The sequence below is a fragment of the Sporosarcina koreensis genome (assembly GCF_001531445.1).
GTDB classification, from domain to species: domain Bacteria; phylum Bacillota; class Bacilli; order Bacillales_A; family Planococcaceae; genus Sporosarcina; species Sporosarcina koreensis_C.
The window spans coordinates 57,089-75,986 of sequence record NZ_LQYA01000064.1 but is presented as its reverse complement, the minus strand read 5'-3'; the positions used below and the strand labels follow the sequence as shown (position 1 = coordinate 75,986).

Below are 18,898 nucleotides of genomic sequence, written 5' to 3'. Positions count from 1 at the left end.
TTTAAAATCCGCTTTAAAAAGTCTATACAACTATTATCCAGATTTAGTAACTAAAAATAATGATGGATCGTTTAAGTATAAAATATCATTTAAAAAGGGATCTCCTAATTACTTAAGCTATTTTAAGAGGATAAGTAAGACTTTACCAAATAATCCTGTGATTTTAATGTTTGATAATGAGATTAAAAGCGGAAAGAAGAAACCTGTCGGCAAATTCCTTAATCATGTGCAAGTTAATGATGAAAATAAGGAAATATTAACGGATAGATATATGATTAATATTATTGAGAATCTATACTTGTTGACAGTACCACTAATTGGCGGAAAGGATGAATGTGATATAGAAGATTTATTTGATGAGATTATCCTTTCCCAGAAGATTGAAGGCAAAGAATTTTCAAAAGAGGATAAGTATGATGTGTCAAAATACTATGGAAAAGAAATTTTTTCTAAATATATTTTGAATAATTATACAAATATAAACTTTGATGCATTTAAACCTATTCTAGATAATATAAATAAAATAATAGGTATATGCACAACGGAACCTATAGGTGAAAAATCGGATTTGAATATTAAAAATGAAGATGAAAATAGTGCAAGAAAAATACCTATAGAAGTCTAGTATATTTAAAGTATGATTTATCAAATCTCGATAGTAAAAGCCATTCTGGGAATAACAAATTCTAATAAAATGATAAGAATTAGGACTTTTACATTGAGCGCATAGTAAATTAGTGAAAATATACAACAGCTAACTTAAAACAGTTAGCTGTTTTTTTATGCCCACTTTAAATAAAAAGGATGTGAAAACTATGGATATGCAAGTTTATATAGCAAATCTCGAAAAATATAACGAGGGTGAACTGGTAGGGACTTGGTTTACACCACCAATCGATATGGAAGATGTGAAAGAACGAATTGGCTTAAATAGTGAATATGAAGAATACGCCATACATGATTATGAATTGCCATTTGAAATTGGTGAATACACTCCAATTACTGAAATCAACCGATTGTGTGCAATGGTACAAGAATTAGAAGGCTCACCAATTTATCATGAACTATCTGAGATTCAAGGCTACTGGTTTGATAGCCTAGAAGAATTATTAGAACATCAAGAAGATATTATTTGTTATACAGATTGTGAAGATATGGAAGATGTGGCTCGCTACTATGTAGAAGAAACAGGCATGCTTGGTGAAGTCCCTACTAATTTACAGAACTATATTGATTATCAATCACTTGGAAGAGACTTAGAAATAAACGGTAATTTCCTCGTTACATCACATGGTGTGTTTGAATATCTTGGATAAATAAATATTAAAAATTACGAAACAGTCTGTGGTGCAGGCTGTTTTCTTTTTGAAAGGAGAACTTATGAAAAAATTAAAAAGTTATACACGTATTTGGTCGGTTGAAAAAGTTATTTATGCAATCAATGATTTTCGTTTGCCATTTCCTGTCACATTTAATCAAATGTCGTGGTTTGTACTTTCTTTACTACTCGTCATGTTACTCGGGAATCTTCCGCCACTCTCATTGATCAATGGAGCACTATTAAAATATGTGGGAATCCCAGTAGGATTAACATGGTTTATGAGTCAAAAAACGTTTGATGGCAAAAAGCCGTATAGCTTCTTAAAATCCGTTATCACTTACTTTTTTCGTCCTAAAATAACTTATGCAGGGAAGCCGGTCAAATTACAACAAGTGAAAATGAATGAAAATATTACTGCTGTAAGGAGTGAAGTCCATGCGTTATCCGATTAAATATATAGAAAATAATCTCGTCTTTAATCATGATGGCGAATGTTTTGCTTATTATGAATTGCTTCCCTATAATTATTCTTTTTTATCACCAGATGAAAAAGTTCAAGTACATGATCATTTTCGCCAATTAATTGCACAAAATCAAGACGGAAAATTTCATGCCCTACAAATTAGTACGGCGAGTAGTATTCGTTCTGTTCAAGAACGAAGTAAAGACTTAGTTACTGGTCGATTAAAAGATGTTGCTTATGCACGAATTGATGATCAAACGGAAGCGCTTGTTTCGATGATTGGGGAACACCAAGTAGACTATCGTTTCTTTATTGGTTTTAAACTGCTCTTGAATGAAGAAGAAGTTAGTATGAAAACAATGGGGAAATCGATTAGAAATTCACTATCTTCTTTTTTTCGTGATGTGAACCATCATTTAATGGGGGATTTTGTTTCGATGCCTCATGATGAAATAAGACGCTTCTCTAAAATGGAATCTTTGCTACAACACAAAATTTCAAGACGGTTCAAAATCCGACCTTTAAATAAAAATGATTTTGGTTATTTGATCGAACATTTACATGGTCAATCAGATACTGCTTATGAAGAATATGACTATGTGCTTCCCCTAAAGAAATTAAAACAAGAAACATTAGTGAAACGTTATGACATCATTAAACCAACACGTTGTTTAATGGAAGAAAACCAGCGTTATTTAAAAATCGAACAAGAAGAACAAACAACCTATGTTGCTTATTTTACGATTAATTCAATTGTTGGCGATTTGGAGTTTCCTTCAGATGAAGTCTTTTATTACCAGCAACAACAATTTACGTTTCCGATTGATACATCCATGAATGTGGAAATTGTTACGAATAAAAAAGCATTATCGACCGTACGGAATAAGAAAAAAGAACTGAAAGATTTGGATAATCATGCGTGGGAATCCAACAATGAAACAGGAAGTAATGTGCTAGAAGCCCTAGAACAAGTGAATGAATTAGAAGACGTACTCGATCAAAGTAAAGAATCGATGTACAAGTTAAGTTATGTCATTCGGGTTTCGGCATCTACCTTAGACGAACTGAAACAACGTTGTAATGAAGTGAAAGATTTTTACGATGATTTGAACGTAAAACTTGTTCGTCCCTTTGGAGATATGATTGGGTTACACAATGAATTTATTCCCGCTAGTAAACGATATATGAATGATTATATTCAGTATGTTACATCTGATTTTTTAGCCGGTCTTGGATTTGGAGCAACCCAAATGCTTGGTGAAACAGAAGGGATTTATATTGGCTATAACTTAGATACAGGACGCAATGTGTATTTGAATCCGAGTTTAGCAAGTCAAGGGGTAAAAGGTTCTGTAACGAATGCTTTGGCTTCTGCTTTCTTAGGTTCACTTGGTGGTGGGAAATCTTTTTCAAATAACCTACTTGTATATTATGCTGTCTTATTTGGTGGACAAGCTCTTATCGTTGATCCAAAAGCAGAACGTGGCAACTGGAAAGAAACATTGCCTGAAATGGCACATGAAATTAATGTGGTCAATTTATCAAGCGATGATAAAAATAAAGGCTTGCTTGATCCGTATGTCATCATGAAAAAGAAAAAGGATTCAGAAAGCCTTGCGATTGATATTCTCACCTTTCTTACAGGTATATCAAGCCGGGATGGAGATAAATTTCCTGTATTACGACGGGCCATTCGTGCGGTCAGTCAACAAGAGGAACGTGGGTTACTTCTTGTTATCCAAGAACTTAGAAGTGATCCAAATCCATTAGCGCGTCCCATCGCCGATCATATCGACAGTTTTACGGATTATGATTTTGCTCACCTTCTATTTTCCGATGGAACGGTGAAAAATTCGATTAGTTTGGAAAAACAGTTAAATATTATTCAAGTCGCTGATTTAGTATTGCCCGATGCAGAAACGGGGTTTAAGGAATACACAACAATGGAATTACTTAGTGTTGCGATGCTGATTGTAATTTCTACCTTCGCATTAGACTTTATCCATTCTGATCGAAGCATATTTAAAATTGTTGATTTGGATGAAGCTTGGAGTTTTTTACAAGTCGCACAAGGGAAAACACTCTCGAATAAATTGGTTCGTGCAGGACGCGCCATGAATGCCGGTGTATATTTTGTGACGCAAAACGCAGATGATTTAACGGATGAGAAATTAAAAAACAATATCGGTGTAAAGTTTGCCTTTCGTTCTAGGGATATTAATGAAATTAAAAAAACATTAGAGTTTTTCGGGGTCGATAAAGAAGATGAGGGTAATCAAAGGCGGTTACGCGAACTAGAAAACGGTCAATGTTTGATTCAAGATTTATATGGACGGGTTGGGATTATTCAAGTCCATCCTGTTTTTGAAGATTTATTTGATGCATTCGATACTCGGCCACCTACAAATGAGAAAGGGACGAGGTGATGATGTGAAGAAACGACAATTGAAAAAAGTGATTTTAACGGTAGTACTCATTGGTGCTACCGTTTTTCTCTGTCTTCTATTACTTGGTGCTTTTGCGCAAGCTGCGGGATTAGTCGATGATACGGTATCAGAAGATAATTTGTATTCCCTTTATCCATTAGATCATTATCAATTAGATTTTTATGTCGATACAGGTTGGGATTGGCTTCCGTGGAACTGGAATGATGGAATTGGTAAACAAGTTATGTATGGACTTTATACGATTACCAACTTCATTTGGATAATAATTCTATATTTATCAAATGCGACAGGCTACTTAATCCAACAAGCCTACTCCCTTGATTTCATTTCTCAAACAGCGGATGCGATTGGGAAGAATATGCAAACATTAGCGGGGATTACGGCAAGTGGTTTTAGTAGTTCGGGATTTTATGTCGGATTCTTGCTGCTATTTATCTTGATTATTGGAATTTACGTTGCCTATACGGGATTAATGAAACGAGAAACAACGAAAGCGATTCGAGCGATTATGAATTTTTTAGTTGTGTTCTTGTTATCAGCTTCTTTTATTGCTTATGCACCAACCTATATTACGAAAATCAATGATTTTTCAGCGGATATTAGTCAAGCAAGTTTAGATTTAGGAACAAAAATATTAATGCCTAGCTCTACTAGCCAAGGAAAAGATAGTGTCGATATGATACGGAATAACCTCTTTTCTATTCAAATAGAGCAACCATGGATGTTGTTGCAATTTGATGATTCGGACAAAGAAACGATTGGTGAAGATCGGGTTGATACGTTAGTTTCTATCAATCCTGATACGAATAATGGAAAAGACCGTGAAAATGCAGTTAAGACAGAAATTGAAAATCATGACAATAAAAATTTAACGATTACGAAGACCACGACACGTTTAGGAATGGTCTTCTTTTTGTTTCTGTTTAATATCGGGATCTCTGTTTTCGTATTTCTTCTATCGGGCATTATGATTTTCTCACAAATTCTGTTTATTATTTATGCGATGTTTTTACCGATTAGTTTCCTGTTATCCATGATTCCAACTTTTGAAAATATGGGAAAACAAGCGATTATGAGACTGTTTAATGTGATTATGCTTCGTGCAGGAATCACGTTAATCATTACCGTTGCTTTTAGTATTTCCTCCATGCTGTACAGTTTAACAACAAGTTATCCATTTTTCTTAATCGCGTTCTTGCAGATTGTAACATTTGCCGGGATTTACATGAAACTTGGTGACATTATGAGTATGTTTAGCTTACAAAGTAATGATTCACAAAATGTCGGCCGTAAAGTGATGCGACGACCTTACCACATGTTTAATCGTGGGAGTCGTAGATTACAACGAACAATCGGACGTACGCTTGCGGGGGCAACAGCTGGAGCAACAGTCGGGGCCATGGTTGGGAAATCAAAACAAACAAAAGGTTCGTCCTCTCCCCTCCGCCCATTGCAACGGTTAACATCGACGACAAAAAATAATAAAAAACAACCGAAAGAAAAGACGAAACCAACATCTCTCAGTCAAAAAGTAGGTCAAGTCACAGGGAAAATGGTAGGTGCAAAAAATCAATTACGTGCAAATATTAAGCATCGTAAAGAACAAATCCATGATTTACCTACCACTGCCCACTATGCGGTGATGCAAGGAAAAGAACAATTGACAAGACCTGCCCGTGATTTTAAAGAAGGCATGAAACAAGCAAAAGAAAAGAGACACAAAACAGATGCAGACCGTCAAGTAAAACATCGTCAAATCATTGCAGATAGACGGAAAGCGTTGGATAAAAGACGTTCGCCTTCTCTGGAATTTGACAGTCATAAGCGACCAGTCACGCATAATGTCAATGAATCTGTTTATCAAGATCAATTAAAGAATCCAGTTGTCGAATCAAAAGAAAAGACTAAGCCTGCCGCAAAAAGTGAGCATATGAAGCAATTCAAATTACAACGCCAGGTATCGCATCCAGACAGAAAAGAACATTTTACGGATGATACCAAACCACCTATTAAAAAAGAGAACCGATCTTCCAATGAAAAACGGTCTCGTTCAAATAATAGTCGGAAAATCATCAAGCGTCCAATCCATGCAGTTAGGAGGAAACGCTAATGAAAGTGATGAAATTAAAGGTCATGTTCATTGTTGGAGGATTAGGTTTTCTTGCCTTTTTAGGGCTATTAGCATTTGTAGCGATATTTATATCGAATGAAGAACATTCATCGGATAGCAGTGATTTCATTCATGACATAGACAGTATATCCGTATCCGCCGATGTATTAAAACATCAGCCAATGGTAGAGAAATATGCAAAAGAATATGGCGTTAGTGAGTATGTATCCATATTACTTGCCATCATTGAAGTGGAGAGTGGTGGAAAGTTAGTCGATGTGATGCAATCGAGTGAATCCATGGGATTACCACCTAATTCGTTAGATTCAGAAGAAGCGTCTATCAAGCAAGGTGTAAAATATTTTGCAGACTTAATTCAATCTTCAGAGTCTAAAGGGGTAGATAGAAATACGGTCATACAAGCTTATAACTACGGTGGTGGTTTCATTGATTATGTTGCACAAAGAGGTAAGAAATATAGTTTTGACCTAGCCCAAAGCTTTGCGAAGGAACATTCAGGTGGAACTAAAACCACTTATTCCAATCCGATTGCCGTAAAGAAGAACGGTGGTTGGCGTTATCTGTACGGCAATATGTTTTATGCCGATTTGGTCAATCAATATTTTCACTCTCCACAATTTGATGGTGAAACGGTGCAACTTGTGATGGAGGAAGCATTGAAATATGAGGGATATCCTTATGTTTTCGGAGGGGCTCATCCTAACACCTCCTTTGATTGTAGTGGACTCACACAATGGAGTTACCAGAAGGCTGGAATTAGCCTACCAAGAACAGCACAGCGGCAATATGATGTGACAGAACATATTCCACTAACTCAAGCAAAACCGGGTGATTTAGTGTTCTTTCATTCCACGTATAACTCTGGAACATATGTTACTCACGTTGGAATATATCTTGGAGAAAACCAAATGTATAATGCAGGCGACCCGATAGGTTATGCGGATTTGACGTCTTCTTATTGGCAAAAACACTTAATAGGGGCTGGACGTATTAAACAATAGAAAGGACTGGAATAGATGAAAAGCTTTTTTAAGAAAAAAGAAAAACAAACGCTAGAAGCAAAATCTAAAAGACGGAAAGTACGGACTGTTGGAACACAAAAAAAATCAGTGATGATGTTATGGATAGTCCTCATTGGAAGTCTTACCTTTGCGATATATAAAAACTTTACAGCGATTGACCAGCATACCATTCATGAAAGAGAAATCATTGAAACCCAGATGATAGATACAAATGCGATTGAAAGCTTTACTAAAAAATTTGTGAAAGACTATTATACATGGCAAAACGAAAAAGATTCCATTGAACAACGGGCGGAAAAGATCAAAGATTACTTGACAGAAGAATTGCAAGCTTTAAATGTAGATTCCATAAGAAGAGATATTCCGACCAGTTCTAGTGTAGGTAATATAAACATTTGGTCGGTATCGCAGGAAAATGGGGATACTTACGCGGTTGTTTATTCGGTAGAACAAAAAATTACAGAGGATAAAAATAGTAAGTGGGTACACTCTACCTTTCATATTCTACTTCATCAAGATAAGTTAGGAAACTTAGTAATTACTCAAAATCCTACCTTGTGGAGCTTACCGAAAAAATCTGATTATGAACCAAAACAACCTGAAAGTAATGGAACAGTCGATTCTGATACCGTGCATGAAGTGACAGAAATTTTGGAGACGTTCTTTGCGTTTTATCCGACTGCCACAGATAAAGAACTTGCCTATTATGTGAAAAATAGTGCCTTACCACCAATCGGTAAGGATTATCTATTTTCAGAGCTAGTCCATCCAGTTTTCCAATCAAAAGATAGTCAAATAAAAGTCTGGGTTACTGTTAAATATATTGATGAAACGACAAAAGCAACACAGTTTTCACAATATATACTCACGTTAGAAAAAGAGACAAATTGGATGATTGTAGAATAAAAATATATTATTTAAAACACCACGACTCCTTACTACCTGGTCAAGTCGTGGTGTTTAATGATGATTTAGTATATCAATAAATATATTACTCCATTAAAATTCATGTATTAATTGTTAAGTCTTGAAGTGACTTATTTTATATCTTCGTTTTCATCTTCTTTAATAATAGAAAAAACTTCATTCATATCTTCAATATCGAGTGCCCGAACAATTTTTTCTAAATGTTCAAACTGGATTCATTTCCTTTTTCTATTTGCCAGCTCGCTTAAGTTGACATAGAAATTAATTTGAAGTATTATTTATATGAAACCTATCGGTCTCTTTTGTGAGGCGAATCGGCTGCTATTCTTAATCGATATCTTGGTAAGGAGTGTATATAACTTTGCGTAAAGGTGAAAAAACTCGTCAAATGATTATTTCTAAATCATCCCAACTTTTTAACCAAAAGGGATATGCCTCTGCTCTTATTAGCGACGTTATGAAAGAAACTGGACTGAAAAAAGGAGGGATTTATCGGCACTTTGACAGTAAAAATGAACTAGCAATTGAAGCATTTAAATACTCCGCGAAAACAATGCGAGAGCACTATAAAAATGCAATGCATGACAAAAAGAGTGTAAAGGAACAGCTACTAGCATTCATAGATGCATTTACAACTTTGGAAAGAGATGTTCCTATTCAAGGCGGATGCCCCTTAATGAATGCTACAATTGAATTTGATGACTCTACATCTGAATTAATCCCATACGTACAATCAGCAATGAATGATTTATTGTTATCTGTTGAACAGCTAATGATTGATGGACAAAAAAACAATGAAATATCTAAAGATATAAATCCAAAGCAAGCTACTATAATTATACTTTCCAGTCTAGAAGGTGCACTTGCTTTAAGCCGTCTTTATCGTAGTCCTGAACCATTAACCCAAACTGTACATTACTTGCAAAGCTATGTCGAACAACTATAAAAGTGTAATGCTAAGTTTAATAGACTAGCTTTTTTTTAACTAAAAAAGAGACCAATAGGTTTCTTTTGTTCTATCAAAAAAATGTCCACTACTTCGGTTTTATACAAAAAGGAGGACTCTCAATGATTCAAAATGAACGAAAACGTATGTGGCTTTACGCTTTGACAGGTATGATGCTTACACTTACAACAACCGGATTCGCCCGTATGTCCTACGGTGTACTTATGCCGTATATGCAAGAAGAATTACAACTTACTCATGCTCAAGCAGGATTACTCGGCACATTTATTTCTCTAGGATATCTATTCATGGTAATTGCAGCAGGAATATTTGCTTCGCGATTGGGGCAAAAGCGAGTGATTGTAATAGGTGCCTTTCTTGTAACTTTAAGTTTATTTGGTTTCTCGTTAGTTCCTGCCTTTGGTTGGGCGATAACCAACTCTATTTTGGCAGGAGTAGGAAGCGCAATGGCTTTTGTCCCATTAGTCTCCTATATGGTTGCTGCATTTCCACAAAAGCGGGGCTTCGTCTTAGGGCTCTTATTAAGCGGATCTGGAATTGCAATGTTAATAAGCGGATTCATCGTCCCTATTCAGGGAGCATTATTTAATAATTTTTCTTGGCGCTTCTCTTGGCTCATTTTTGCTATTATTTCAACCCTAGTTACTTTTTTTGCTGCTTTTATCCTGAAAGAACCTAAACTAGCTGGTGAAGGGGAGCCTGCTATTGGCCAGAAAATCCACATCGTCTCTGTACAAAAAGTGACATATCAAAATAAAGAGGTAATGAAAATTGCACTTCTATACTTTAGTGTAGGTGTCGCTTATTTAATCCCAATTTTATTCCAAACGGGTTATATGCTATATGTTGGTATTCCTTCATATCTTGCAAGTATTACCTTTGCTGTTGCTGGACTTTTCGGAATTATAGGTGGTCCTATTCTAGGGGGGGGTTCAGACTGGTTGGGGCGAAGAACTACACTTATTATTGCTTTGTGTTTGGCGATAATTGGTACTTTACTACCTGTCTTCTGGCCAAGTACATTTATTTTTTTATTGTCAGCGACGCTATTAGGCTTATTAACAGGAAGTTTGATGGTTTTAATCCAGGCAGCGGTATCAGAACAAGTCAAAACTCATCAGCTTCCCATCGCTGTTGGATTTATCACTTTTTTCTTTGCAACCGGACAGTTAATAGGTCCAGGGTTAGGTGGATGGTTAATTGAAATAGGAGATCATTTTTCGAGTGCTTATCTTTTTTCTAGCTTTCTTTATTTCATTGGATTAGGGATTTGCATCAGTATCAAATTCTCTGAAGACGATAGAAAAGTTCAAGAAAAAAATGTAGCTGGGGCGTGCCCCTAGTTTAAGGAGGAATTTAAATGAACAGTGCAATTCGTCAGATACAGCAAATTATTAATGGAAAACATTCAGGACCACCAATAGCCTATTTAATTGGATTCAGACCCATTGAAGTGAGTGAAGGCTATACAGTCTTTACATTAAACACTAAAGAAGAACATCAGAATCCAATGGGAACTGTGCATGGTGGAGTATTTTGTGACTTAGCTGACAGTGCAATGGGGACGGCATACATGACATTACTTGAAGATGGAGAATCATTTACAACTGTCGAGTTAAAAATAAACTTTCTAAAACCAGTGCGGAATACGGAATTAGTTGCAAAAGCAAAAGTAGTGAAAAAAGGTCAAACAATCGGCCTCGTTGAATGCGATGTTTTCGATGAAAAGAATAGTTTAGTTGCAAGAGCAAGCAGTACATGCATGACATTAAGAGGAAAAACTGCTGATGGACGATAAGATAAACGCATTATTTATGTGAAAAATTCCGCTAATTTAAAAATATTGCAAGTTCTGTTCCATTTGAGCAAACTGTTTTGGAAAGAATAAAGAATGAGATCATTGAGGTGGAAAAATAATGAAGAGAGTTGTTATAACGGGTTACGGTTCTATTTCGTCAAGCGGGGCTAATGCAGAAGAATTATGGGAAAATACGAGTAATGGTCAAAGTGGGATTAAAGCTATTACAAATCCTGATTTTGCGGGGTTACCAACAAAAATAGGTGGGATAATCGAAGAGTATGATATTGAAACTTACTTGGATAAAAAAGAAATCAAGAAAACGGATCGCTTTACTCATTTTGCTACAATCAGTAGTTTACAAGCATTGAAGCAAGCTAAATTTAAAAAGGATGATTTTGATCTGAATCGTTGTGGTGTATTTATAGGCACAGGAATAGGTGGAATTAATTCTTTAGTTGAAAATCAACAAGTGCTAGACACAAAGGGAAGCAGAAAAGTATCTCCACTGATGGTTCCAAAAATGATTGCCAATATGGCAGCTGGATTTGTTTCCATTAAAACTGGATTTAAAGGAGTAACAATGTGTCCAGTATCTGCTTGTGCGACAGGCAATCAAGCAATTGGTGAAGCATTTTTAAATATAAAATATGGATTGAGTGATGCTATATTGGCAGGTGGGACAGAAGCCTCTATGACCCCTTTAGCTTATGCAGGCTTTAGCAATATGAAGGCAATGTCTAAGAATAATGATAATCCGGAAAAAGCTTCAAGGCCTTTCGATAAAAATCGAGATGGTTTTGTGATGTCAGAGGGAGCAGGTGTATTGTTCTTAGAAGAATTAGAGCATGCATTGAATCGAGGGGCTACAATTTTAGGCGAAGTAATTGGTTATGGAATGACCTCTGACGCCTATCATATGACAGCTCCTAGTTCTGAAGGTGCTATTCGCTCTATGCGTTTGGCATTAGAAATGGCACAGGTGGATGCCAGTGAAGTGGACTATTTAAATGCACATGCAACTAGCACTGGTATAGGGGACATTGGTGAGACCAAGGCTATAAAGGAAGTATTTGGGGATTATGCAAAAGAATTGCCTATCAGTGCTACAAAATCTATGACTGGACATTTATTAGGTGCAGCTGGTGGTGTTGAATCAATCATCTGTCTTAAAGCGATGGAAACGAATGTTTTACCGCCAACAATCAATTTAGAGGAACAGGATGAGGAGTGTGATTTGTTCTATATACCAAATGAAAAAATGTCTAAGGAAACCAATATTGTTATGAGTAATGGATTTGGCTTTGGTGGACACAATGCAACCATATTGATGAAAAAAGTTTCTTTTTAAAAACATATAATTTTAATATAAAGTAAAAAATAAAATGTTAGTTTGAGATCTTCTTCTACCGTTCGTCCGTTAGAACACAGTGATATTTAGAGATTAGGAGATAGAAATGAGTGAAAATACTGAGTGGATATACTGTCCGATTTGTAATTCAAAAACAAGGATAAAGGTACATGAAAAAACAATAATAATTAATTTTCCCCTTTATTGCCCTAAATGTAAACAAGAGAGTCTAATTAATATAAAACATTTTAAACTTACTTTAATCAAAGAGCCAGACGCTAAGACGCGGAGCCGATAATCTGAGGTTAATGTATCTCATTTTATCGGCTTTTTTTATAGATATTTAGATTCAATAATCTTTTATTTCATTTGATTCTACAATGCCATTTACTAGAGCTTCCATGAGTATCAACTCTTTTTCAGTAAAACTATCCATCTGTTTTTCTATCCATCTACGTTTTGTACCTTTAATTGTATTTGTAGCAGGTAAGAAAAACTCATCAACGGACACATTTAATAATGATACAAGATCATAGAGTACCTGTATGCTAGGGTGTTGCCCTTTATTCTCAATGTTTGTTAAATAGCGTGGGTCAATCTCTATCGATGCCCCTACCTGTTCTCGGGTTAAACCTTGTTTTATACGGGCTTCTTTTATCGCAAGCCCAAACGTTCTAAAATCATATTTATCTTCTTTTTTACGCATAATAAACCACCTCTATACATTTTACTGTTCCTATTAAACTAGAAACAGGTATAGTAAAACGTACTATGTGGTTATACAATTCCTATTGTGTGTTTTATACAACAAAAGATACTGTCAGACGGCAATAAAAAAAACCGTTATCTGGCAGTGTCCTTTTCATGCCTTAAAATGATATTCCCTTTCCAGACGACGGTTTAAATAGCCGCTGTCTTTCTTTTTATATAGAATTTACAGATGGTGTACGAAGTTTAATCTTTTTTAAAAGATGACGGCTCCTAGGAGGTAGTCGTCATGCAATATATTGTTATTCAACAATGCTTGTTTTCTCACCCCCTTATTAAAAAAGATTATCTACCCACCCTAGATAAAAACGCTTATAAATGTGGTTTTTTAGAACATATAAGACGAACTATTGAAACACATAAACAGACTGAGCAATCTGTTTATGTGTTTTTTTGTTTACCGAAAACTTTTTTAAAAGTATTTTTATCAAATATGCAACAAACAGACCTTTTGTGTTGGGACTTAGTACAAAGGGAGAGAAAAGAGCAAAGCTCACTTCCTTTCATAACACGAAAGGGGATGAGGAAAATGAAGCCATCTTCTTTTCAAACAACCATAGAAAACCAGTTTGATTATATATGCAAGCGTGCGATAGAAGATGAACGTAAAAATTATTTCAAACATCTATCGAGAATTTCAAAACACGAAGTTTCCTTCTCTAATACAGACGATTATCTGGTCAATCAGTTTTCTACCATCGATAACTATTCAAGTGATTTGCAGATTTTCACATGGAATGATTTTAATTTTGGTGTGGAAAGTGATTTGTTATGTGGAGCATTACGGAAGCTGACAGATAAAAAGCGTAACATCGTTTTACTTTATTACTTTATGGATATGAGCGATACGGAAATTGCAGAGTTATTGAAATTAAATCGTTCAACAGTCTATCGTCACCGAACTAGTGGACTAGCCTTTATTAAAAAATTCATGGAGGAGCATACAGAATGAAAACAAAATATCCTATGATTCCCTTCTCTCTTATTGTAAAAGCGACCGATGGTGATACAGAAGCAATTAACTATATTATAAAACATTACAAGGGTTATCTTTCAAAACGTTCCCTTCGATTAATGAAAGATGAATACGGAAATTCACACATGATAGTTGATGAAACGTTACGCGGCAGATTGGAAACCAGATTGATTACCAAGATTTTAGCCTTTGAAATTAAATAATCAATTCTCCATTTGCGGAAGCGTGCTGGAGCGTTACACGCTTCCTGATTAGTAGTTTGTCAATCTATTAAAGCATACTGTACCCAGTATATTTTGATAGGCTGACAAGCCAATGTTCCTTGACAAAGAAAGCACGGAAGAGAATGCCGCGCAGTATAAACAAAAAATCAGATACGTTCTGCTGATGATGAGCTACCTGATTCATACGCCATGACTTTCGATGGAAACGAGCGATTATCTATGAGTCTAATACAATCATGGTAGATTGTTGGCTATAATCCATCAGATAGGATAATGATACTCCTCTATCGTCATGGTTCGAGCGTTCAAAGCGTCGCAAGCTATGAGTAGAGCTGGAAGGAATACTTGCAGGGGTGAAATTCCCGTGGAGCTGTACCGACAGCCGTCTGATTTTTAATTGATTAATTATAAGGGGGCGTGTTTTTTGAAACAAAAACTGATTCTTTATAGTATGCAAATTGCTATGTTAAAACAACTGCTAACCCGTAAATTGATTACTGAGAAAGAATATTACATGGTTAAAAATAAATTAATGAAAGAATATGGCATCATTTCTGATATTACAGGCTGAATTGTGTTTCTATTTGCGATACAATAGAAAGTAAATAGGGAACACAAAAGGAGGAGCTGTTATGTCAAAGGTAGAAGTGATTCGTGCCAATAGTGACTTAGCCAACCAGAAACGTGGGAAAGAAATAAAACAGCTTAGGGTAGCAGCCTATTGTAGAGTAAGTACAGACTCGGAAGATCAGTTAAACAGCTATAAATCGCAAGTCTCTTATTACTCGGATTTAATTCAGAAAAATGTAGAGTGGGTGTTAGCCGATATTTATGCGGATGAAGCCATCACAGGTACACAAGTTACTAAACGTGAAGATTTTCAACGAATGATTAATGACTGTATGAATGGAGATATTGATATGGTGATTACGAAATCAATATCTAGATTTGCAAGGAACACATTAGATACGTTGAAATATGTTCGTATGTTAAAAGAAAAAGATATAGCTGTTTATTTTGAAGATGAAAAAATTAATACGCTTACAATGGACGGTGAATTGTTACTTGTCGTTTTAAGTTCAGTTGCACAACAGGAAGTAGAAAATATATCTGCTAATGTTAAAAAGGGATTAAAGATGAAAATGCAACGTGGAGAATTAGTCGGTTTTCAAGGATGTCTCGGATATGACTATCATCCAGAAGATAAAAGTATTTCAATAAATGAAAAAGAAGCAGAAATTGTTCGTTATATTTTTCAAAGATATGTTGAAGGAGCAGGAGGGAGTATCATCTCAAGAGAGTTAGAGAATTTAGGCTACAAAACAAAGAGAGGTACTCCAACATGGGCTGAAACAACTGTACTTGGAATAATAAAGAATGAAAAATATAAAGGCGATATTTTAATGGGAAAAACTTTTACTTTAGATCCTATTTCAAAACGTCGTTTAGAAAACTTTGGTGAGGAAGATCAGTATTATTTACGAAATCACCATGAACCAATTGTTAGTGCTGAAATATTTGATAAAGCACAGGAAATCAGAATGAGAAGAAATCGTGGACGAAATACAGTAGCAAATAATGGCGGGAAGCGAGAGAAGTTTAGTCGTAAATATGCGTTTAGTTGTATGATTGATTGCGGTTACTGTGAAAGTACATTAACAAGACGCAGATGGCATAGTTCAACGAAATATAGCAAAACGATTTGGCAGTGTGTTACAAGTACAAAGAAGGGCAAAAAATTTTGTCCAGATAGTAAAGGAATACCAGAAGAAGCCATTGAAAAAGCCTTTCTAGAAAGTTATCGAATTATGTGTAATAATAACAAAGATGTGTTGGAAGAATTTTTGCAACGCATGGAAGAAACATTGAGTTCCAATACCGTTCAGAAAGAAATAGCTAAAATAGAAAATGAAATTAAGGGATTGGAAAACAAAAAGAATAAATTAGTGGACATGAGATTAGAGGAAATCATCGATAAGGGAACGTACGAAGAAAAGTACAATGCACTCATGCAAGAGATTAATGAGAAAGTTCAAACAAGAGAAAAGTCCTTATCAAATTTGGAAGAAGAGAAGGATATTAAAAAACGCTTGTTAGCTTTCAAAAAAGTATTGGAACAAAATGAAGTGATTGATACGTTTGATAGGTATGTATTTGAAAGTGTCGTTGACAAGGTAATTGTAGGTGGAGTAGATGAAGATGGAAATAAAGATCCTGCCATGATTACATTTGTATATAAAACAGGTTTAAGTAATAGTCTCGATGGTGAAAAATTTAAACCTGCAAGAAGAAATGCGAAAAAAGAAAACACAAAAACATCTAACGAATTGTGTTCACATACAGTCAACGAGGATAATAAATTGTGTTCACATAGTAGTGACGACACACGTGGAGTGCGTGGCGTTGATAGAGTTGAAATAGCCTAGTGGCGCTGGGTTTGGTGGTTTTTAGTTGAATAGTGAAGTGTGTTTTATGTTCCCTCGGACTAATGGTTCGGGGGATTTTTGACCTGACTTGGAATTAACTTTTTGATTTTTGAATTTGTATGTTTGAGGGCATCTTCAAGAAGCCCGATCAACTGGGAGTAAGAAAGATAATAAAAGGTGAGTAATGAAATAATCACCAATTTAATTGAGCCGCTGCCCATTTTTTATTAGGTATCCGGATAGTAAGACAATTCCCCCACTTTCTTACCGTAGGGGTCATAAAAATATTCAAAAATAGAGCCAGTCGTTCTCTCAAAGAGAATGACCCGGCTCTATATCTATTAAGATATGTTTCTATTACTGAAGGTTCAACTGTACCTTATACAACCTTGTATTAGGATAGCTGATGAATCGACCATACTATATCCGTATTGAAATTAAGGTCTAGACCGTCAGCTTCGTAATATAATTCAACTGTATCACCTGCTTGTAGCTCTACATCACCGGTTAGCGTCACCGTCGCATTACTTAGTACGGTCCTTAGCGTTAAAACCAACGCTACATTGACGTCTAAGATGGGCATATAACCTTTTATTAAATCAGTGTTGCCATTCTTCTTTACAGTAAAAACTGGATCAATGTCACGTCCTATGCTTACACTCACTGCAGCGTTAGTCTTATAGTTAACAGTTGCATGTATCGCATACTTACCAGTAGCCGGTGCCGTAAATGTACCTGTATAAGGATCAAATGCAGAGTTTGCGTAATAAGGAGAATTGACATTCCAGTTATTAAGTACCGTGCTATTTGAGATTGAGGTTGTCGAACCCGAAGCAGAAAACCCTTCCGAGGTAACAGAAGTAGAAGTACCTGGCGGGCCTGGCTCACCTTTATCTCCTTGTGGTCCTGCTGGTCCTACTGGTCCTGGTTGACCTTGGTCTCCAGGCTCACCTTTATCCCCTTTATCTCCTTGTGGTCCTGCTGGTCCTACTGGCCCCGGTTGACCTTGGTCTCCGAGCTCACCTTTATTCCCTTTGTCACCCTGAGGTCCAGACTCTCCTTTATCACCTTGTGGTCCACGAGATCCTGATGAACCTGCGTCTCCTTTATCGCCTTTTTCTCCAGGTGGTCCAGGATCCCCTTTCTCTCCAGATTGTATTCCTTCTTCGCTTATCACTCCAACATAGGTTACTAATATTTTCGTTGCTTGCACACGTGTTACCGGGTTACCAGGCATAAACTTACCGCCTGTTCCACTTGCGATGTCAAATTCATGTAAGAAAGAAATTGCGTTTTTTGTTTCGTCATCAAAGAGTGCAATGTCAGTAAAAGGTGCCATTTCACTCGCAATGTATGGCTCATCCTTAACAATTTCGTATGAGCGCATAATCATTAGCGCAAGTTGGGCACGGGTTACTTTATCACTCGGTTTAAAATTACCATTATGTCCTTTAATAATGCCGTGTTGATAAGCAGCTGCAATTTCTGCTTTTATTGCTTCATCGTAATTTTCGATGTCTTTGAATGGAGCATGTACATTGGTTTTAAGGTCCAATGCACGGACAATCAAGGAAGCTGTTTGTGCACGAGTCAGGTGCATATCCGGTTTAAATGTACCATCAGGATACCCTGTAATAATACCTGCATTTACTGCTTGTTCGATAAAATCTTTTCCCCAATGATTTTCAATGTCAGAGAAGAGACCTTGCGTTGTACTAATTGTTTTCGAACTTAGAACGCTTTCAATGTTCTTTTCTTTCGCTTGTGATGGTAATGGTATTGCTACTAACTGTAAAATAATTGCTAGAATGAAAATCAATCGAAATTTACTCATTTTTTCCTCCTACTTTTTTCTTTTTAATTACTTGGACAACTATAACAAAGCGAAATTCAACTGCCTATTGAGGAATGTTAATAATTATAAATAAATTTGCTCACGTTAAACTTAAATATCTTAACTTTCGCAGAGGGAAATCGGCAAATAAGCCCTGATATAACTAGGCAATCCTTCCATCCAATACATGACTTGCTTTTGGATTAGGTTTCTGATTCGCTTTCCTGTCTTCTTGAGGGCATC

Annotated in this window: 17 protein-coding genes and 1 pseudogene; 16 read left to right on the top strand and 2 right to left on the bottom strand. The window is 36.0% G+C overall.

What is annotated here, in order from left to right; all coding sequences use genetic code 11:
• The 12 genes and pseudogenes from AWV70_RS24465 to AWV70_RS22890 form a co-directional block, all read left to right on the top strand.
• A pseudogene (locus tag AWV70_RS24465) lies at positions 1-625 on the top strand (RNA-directed DNA polymerase); the annotation flags it as partial.
• Between the two features lie 190 nt (positions 626-815).
• Complete coding sequence (locus AWV70_RS10360) at positions 816-1,316, top strand: antirestriction protein ArdA (RefSeq protein ID WP_060206766.1); 501 nt, start codon at positions 816-818, stop codon at positions 1,314-1,316.
• A 64-nt stretch (positions 1,317-1,380) separates the two neighbouring features.
• On the top strand, positions 1,381-1,773 hold the full coding sequence (locus tag AWV70_RS10355) for a conjugal transfer protein (protein WP_060206764.1): 393 nt from the start codon (positions 1,381-1,383) through the stop codon (positions 1,771-1,773).
• Entirely contained in the window at positions 1,757-4,210 is a 2,454-nt protein-coding gene (locus AWV70_RS10350) for an ATP-binding protein (protein ID WP_060206762.1), read from the top strand. The genes AWV70_RS10355 and AWV70_RS10350 overlap by 17 nt, the downstream gene beginning before the upstream one ends.
• Before the next feature lie 4 nt (positions 4,211-4,214).
• Positions 4,215-6,341, top strand: coding sequence for a CD3337/EF1877 family mobilome membrane protein (locus AWV70_RS10345; RefSeq protein ID WP_082713554.1), 2,127 nt, complete (start codon positions 4,215-4,217; stop codon positions 6,339-6,341).
• Positions 6,342-6,349: 8 nt separating this feature from the next.
• A complete protein-coding gene (locus AWV70_RS10340; RefSeq protein ID WP_060206801.1) occupies positions 6,350-7,363 on the top strand; it encodes a bifunctional lytic transglycosylase/C40 family peptidase in 1,014 nt (337 codons plus the stop codon).
• Positions 7,364-7,378: 15 nt separating this feature from the next.
• Positions 7,379-8,290: a conjugal transfer protein gene (locus tag AWV70_RS10335; protein ID WP_060206760.1), complete on the top strand. Its 912-nt coding sequence runs from the start codon at positions 7,379-7,381 to the stop codon at positions 8,288-8,290.
• 382 nt (positions 8,291-8,672) lie between these two features.
• Positions 8,673-9,257 carry a TetR/AcrR family transcriptional regulator gene (locus AWV70_RS10330; RefSeq protein ID WP_060206758.1) on the top strand — a complete coding sequence of 195 codons (585 nt, stop codon included), beginning with the start codon at positions 8,673-8,675 and terminating at the stop codon, positions 9,255-9,257.
• 122 nt (positions 9,258-9,379) lie between these two features.
• Positions 9,380-10,621 (top strand): MFS transporter, encoded by a 1,242-nt coding sequence (locus tag AWV70_RS10325; protein WP_060206756.1) that lies wholly within the window; start codon positions 9,380-9,382, stop codon positions 10,619-10,621.
• Between the two features lie 17 nt (positions 10,622-10,638).
• Positions 10,639-11,076, top strand: a complete 438-nt coding sequence (locus AWV70_RS10320) for a PaaI family thioesterase (RefSeq protein ID WP_060206754.1) — start codon at positions 10,639-10,641, stop codon at positions 11,074-11,076.
• Positions 11,077-11,191: 115 nt separating this feature from the next.
• Positions 11,192-12,427, top strand: a complete 1,236-nt coding sequence (gene fabF / locus AWV70_RS10315; protein WP_201024351.1) for a beta-ketoacyl-ACP synthase II — start codon at positions 11,192-11,194, stop codon at positions 12,425-12,427.
• Between the two features lie 106 nt (positions 12,428-12,533).
• Positions 12,534-12,725: a cysteine-rich KTR domain-containing protein gene (locus AWV70_RS22890; RefSeq protein WP_082713553.1), complete on the top strand. Its 192-nt coding sequence runs from the start codon at positions 12,534-12,536 to the stop codon at positions 12,723-12,725.
• Positions 12,726-12,776: 51 nt separating this feature from the next.
• On the opposite strand, the gene AWV70_RS10310 is transcribed toward AWV70_RS22890, so the two are convergent.
• Positions 12,777-13,133, bottom strand: a complete 357-nt coding sequence (locus AWV70_RS10310) for a helix-turn-helix domain-containing protein (RefSeq protein ID WP_060206750.1) — start codon at positions 13,131-13,133, stop codon at positions 12,777-12,779.
• Positions 13,134-13,724: 591 nt separating this feature from the next.
• Between AWV70_RS10310 and AWV70_RS10305 the strand changes: the two genes are divergently transcribed.
• From AWV70_RS10305 to AWV70_RS10290, 4 genes are all read left to right on the top strand, one after another.
• Positions 13,725-14,147, top strand: a complete 423-nt coding sequence (locus tag AWV70_RS10305; protein ID WP_060206799.1) for an RNA polymerase sigma factor — start codon at positions 13,725-13,727, stop codon at positions 14,145-14,147.
• Positions 14,144-14,374, top strand: coding sequence for a helix-turn-helix domain-containing protein (locus AWV70_RS10300; RefSeq protein WP_060206748.1), 231 nt, complete (start codon positions 14,144-14,146; stop codon positions 14,372-14,374). Before AWV70_RS10305 ends, AWV70_RS10300 begins: the two co-directional genes overlap by 4 nt.
• A 445-nt stretch (positions 14,375-14,819) precedes the next feature.
• Complete coding sequence (locus AWV70_RS10295) at positions 14,820-14,966, top strand: hypothetical protein (protein WP_060206746.1); 147 nt, start codon at positions 14,820-14,822, stop codon at positions 14,964-14,966.
• A gap of 61 nt (positions 14,967-15,027) precedes the next feature.
• A complete protein-coding gene (locus AWV70_RS10290; protein WP_060206744.1) occupies positions 15,028-16,821 on the top strand; it encodes a recombinase family protein in 1,794 nt (597 codons plus the stop codon).
• A 394-nt stretch (positions 16,822-17,215) separates the two neighbouring features.
• Here the strand turns inward: AWV70_RS10290 and AWV70_RS10285 are convergent, their stop codons facing one another.
• Entirely contained in the window at positions 17,216-18,655 is a 1,440-nt protein-coding gene (locus AWV70_RS10285; protein ID WP_060206742.1) for an S-layer homology domain-containing protein, read from the bottom strand.
• Positions 18,656-18,898: the final 243 nt, after the last annotated feature.